3 protein-coding genes and 1 pseudogene are annotated in these 3,577 nt (G+C 68.2%); 3 read left to right on the plus strand and 1 reads right to left on the minus strand.

Features of this window, described 5'->3' with window-relative positions; translation table 11 throughout:
• The first annotated feature begins 68 nt into the window (after positions 1-68).
• The 3 genes and pseudogenes from zwf to IE145_RS34125 all read left to right on the plus strand — a co-directional run.
• Complete coding sequence (zwf, locus tag IE145_RS33030) at positions 69-1,535, plus strand: glucose-6-phosphate dehydrogenase (RefSeq protein ID WP_189529105.1); 1,467 nt, start codon at positions 69-71, stop codon at positions 1,533-1,535.
• Between the two features lie 46 nt (positions 1,536-1,581).
• Positions 1,582-2,649, plus strand: a complete 1,068-nt coding sequence (locus IE145_RS33035) for an FUSC family protein (protein ID WP_189529104.1) — start codon at positions 1,582-1,584, stop codon at positions 2,647-2,649.
• A 160-nt stretch (positions 2,650-2,809) separates the two neighbouring features.
• A pseudogene (locus IE145_RS34125) lies at positions 2,810-3,026 on the plus strand (IS110 family transposase); the annotation flags it as partial.
• 243 nt (positions 3,027-3,269) lie between these two features.
• On the opposite strand, the gene IE145_RS33820 reads toward IE145_RS34125, so the two are convergent.
• On the minus strand, positions 3,270-3,398 hold the full coding sequence (locus IE145_RS33820) for a hypothetical protein (RefSeq protein ID WP_268246835.1): 129 nt from the start codon (positions 3,396-3,398) through the stop codon (positions 3,270-3,272).
• Positions 3,399-3,577: the final 179 nt, after the last annotated feature.

Consider the following 3,577-nt stretch of genomic DNA (forward strand, 5'->3'; position numbering starts at 1 on the left):
GCCCCTGGGCCCTCCGATCTTACGAGTGACCAGATCAGACCCACGTCTTGAAAGGTAGGACGGTCGTGATGACCGAAACCCTGCTCAGCCCGCCCGGGATGGAACGCTCCGACGCCCTGGTGCTCTTCGGTATCTCCGGCGACCTCGCCAAGAAGATGCTGCTGCCCGCCCTGTACCGGCTCACCGAGTCCGGCAAACTCACCGTTCCCGTCATCGGGGTGGCCGCCACCGACTGGGACGACGACGCCCTGCGCAGACACGCGCGCCAGGCGGTCGCCGCCGCGGGAACGGACATCGACGAGACGGTCTTCGACCGGTTCGCGGCGGGCCTGTCCATCGTCACCGGGGACTTCGCCGACGAGACCACCTTCGCCCGGCTGCGCGAGGCCGTGGCCGGGCGTGGCTTTGTGACGTACTACCTGGCCATCCCGCCATCGCTCTTCACCGAGGTCGCCGGCTCGCTGGCCGCCGAGAACCTGAACCGGAACGCCCGGCTGGTGGTGGAGAAACCGTTCGGCCACGACCTCGACTCCGCGCGAAAGCTCCAGGACGAACTCTCCGCCCACTTCGACAACGCCCATCTGCTGCGCGTCGACCACTTCCTCGGCAACCGCGCGGTGGAGAGCCTGATGGTCTCCCGGTTCGCCAACACACTTCTCGCGCCGATCTGGCACCGCGCCTACGTGGACAACGTGCAGATCACCCTCGCCGAGGACTTCGACGTCGCCGACCGCGGGTCCTTCTACGACGCAGTGGGCTGTCTGCGCGACGTGGTCCAGAACCACATGCTCCAGGTCCTGGCCCTTCTGGTGATGGAACCGCCGAGCGCCACCAACGCCCAGGCCCAGGGACTGGAGAAGTGGCGGGCCCTGCACGCGACCCGCACCATGAACCCTGCCGAGACCGTTCGCGGCCAGTACCACGGCTACCAGGACGTCGAGGGCGTCAAGCCCGGCTCGACCACGGAGACCTACTTCGCGACCCGCATGTTCGTCGACAACTGGCGGTGGGCCGACGTCCCCTTCTACCTCCGCAGTGGCAAGGCACTGGCCGTCTCCGCCACCGAAGTCGTCGTCGAACTCCGCAAGCCTCCGCTGGAACTCTTCGGCGGCGACGGCATCCAGACACCGCCGAACACCATCCGCTTCCGCATCGACGGCGACACCGGCATCCGGGCAGACCTGATGCTGAACAAACCCGAAAGCACCGACGGACCGCTGACCGTGCCCATCGGCGTCGACTTCGCGCACGTGCTGGGGCGGCAGGAACTCCCGTACGAGAACATCCTGCACGGCGCCGTTGCCGGCGACCCCGAGTGCTTCGCCTTCTTCCCCGCCGTCCTGGAGTGCTGGCGCATCGTGGGCCCCGTCCTCGACCCGGTCGAACCGCCATTGCCGTACGCACCCGGCAGCTGGGGCCCGGAAGCCGGCGACCGGCTCCCCGGGCTGCGGAAATGGCACGACCTGGGCCCTCGCCTGTTCGACGACGCCCACCCGGCCGGGAAGCACGCACACGGCAGCGAAACGGCCCACTGAGCACCCCGCCGCGAACCGTCCCTGCCCGGATCACGGAGGAAGGACGATGCACGAGGCGTACTCGCGCGTCAAGGACAACCTGTGGCCGGTCCTCCAGCAGTCCGCAGCGGCCGCGCTCTCCTGGTGGATCGCCGGAGACGTCTTCGACCACCACGTCCCCCTCTTCGCCCCGATCGCAACCCTCGTCGCGCTCAACACACCCCTCGGCGGGCGCGGCACCAACGCGGTACGGGTCATGTCCGGGGTCATCGCGGGCGTGGTCGTCGGGCAGGTAGCCTTCCGCTTCCTCGGCCACGGCGACGCGGCGGTCGGCGCAGCCGTGCTCTGCGCACTCCTCCTCGCACTCCTCATCGACGGGCAGCGCATCACCATGGCGCAGGCCGCCGTCGGCGCCGTGATCTCCGTCGCAGCCGGACAGCAAGCCGGTACCGACCGCGTACTGGACGCCCTGCTCGGAGCAGGAGTCGCGCTCGTGTTCAACCAAGTACTCTTCCCCCCGCACCCCTTCACCCTGCTGAGACGGGCCGAGGCCGCCACACTCAAAGGGCTGAGCCGTGCGCTGGAACTGGCGGCCCGGACACTGGACGCTTCGGCCGATGAGCGCGAGGAACAGCCGTGGAAGGAACTACGCCCGGTCTACACCCTGCTGAACGACCTCGGCCGCACCCGTGACGACGCGATCGCCGTCGCCCGCCGCACCCCCCGCTGGCGCAGCCGGCAGGAGCCCATCCAGCAGGAAACCGCCTCCACACGCTACCTGGACCTCCTCGGCAACAGCTGCCTCACTCTCATCCGAGGCGCCACGATCCTCACCCCCAGCCACAGGAACGCATTCGCCGCCACAGTACGAGGGCTGTCCGGAGTCCTCAACGCGCTGGCGCAAGCACGCGGAAGCCACGCCGTACTCCAACACGCCGCCCGGCGCACCCTGAGCATCGTCAGGAACACCCCGGAACACGACTCGGCCGTGCCCGTCGCGGTACGCGAGAGCATACGGCTGGTCGCCACCGACATCCTGGTCTTCGCGGGCGCCAACCCCGACGACGCCCAGCGAGCGGTCCACGACGGATCCACCGACATCACCATCGAACACCAACCACACCCCGGAACATAACCAGACCCACACCAACACAGACAACCCCGACCCAAAACCCACCACCAACACCAACACCAACACCAACAACCCGACCAACAACCCGACCAACAACCCGACCAACAACCCGACCAACAAGACCACCCAAGAAGCGAACCGACCCCACGACCAACACACCCGGATCAACCCGTCCCTGGAACGAGTCCTGGACCCACGGAGGCAACACCCGGCCGTCCTGGCCCTACTGGAACGGTGCGGGTCACCGGCACAGATCCGCAAGGCAGGCCGCCGGCGGCTGGTCACGCTGCTGCGCCCGAGGGCACCGCGGATGGCCGACCGGCCGGTCGAGGACATATACACCGCGCTGGACGAGCAGACCATGGTGGTCCACGGCACCGAAGCTGCCGCCCTGACCCTCCCAGGCCCGGCCAGTCGGCACGCCGCTGCCGTCCTTGACCAGCGCAAACTCCTGGCCTCCAGCATTGACCACCTACATAAGAGCCCCGCTTCCGTGGGTGCACAGCAGCCCTTGGCCTCCGGCGGCCCGCAGCCCGTCGTGCGTCAGCTCCTGCTGGCGGTCGCGCTGGGGCTCGCCGACGGCGGCGAGGGTTCTGCACCGTGAACTTCGCGGTGACAACAGCTCACCGGTGCGCGGGGCGGGCGGTGAGATCCATGCCGGAGAACGCTCCGTCGTAGATGCGCCGTGCGAAGCGGTCGAAGGGCAGGACGTTGAGCACGTCGCGGATCACATCGCTTGCCGACGAGGACACAGCCCGGCACTCCGGCCGAGCGCGGTCGTTGTGTCCCATGGTGTCTACCGACCGGTGCGTCTTCCCGGCCCGGGACAGCAGATCCATCCCCATGCACCCCGCAAAGGAGCCTGATCATGACTAACTGATCGTTTCAGAATGCCGCCCGAAGCCGTCGGAGACAGATGATGCTGCAGGCA

The organism is Streptomyces sindenensis (genome assembly GCF_014649035.1).
GTDB lineage: Bacteria > Actinomycetota > Actinomycetes > Streptomycetales > Streptomycetaceae > Streptomyces > Streptomyces sindenensis.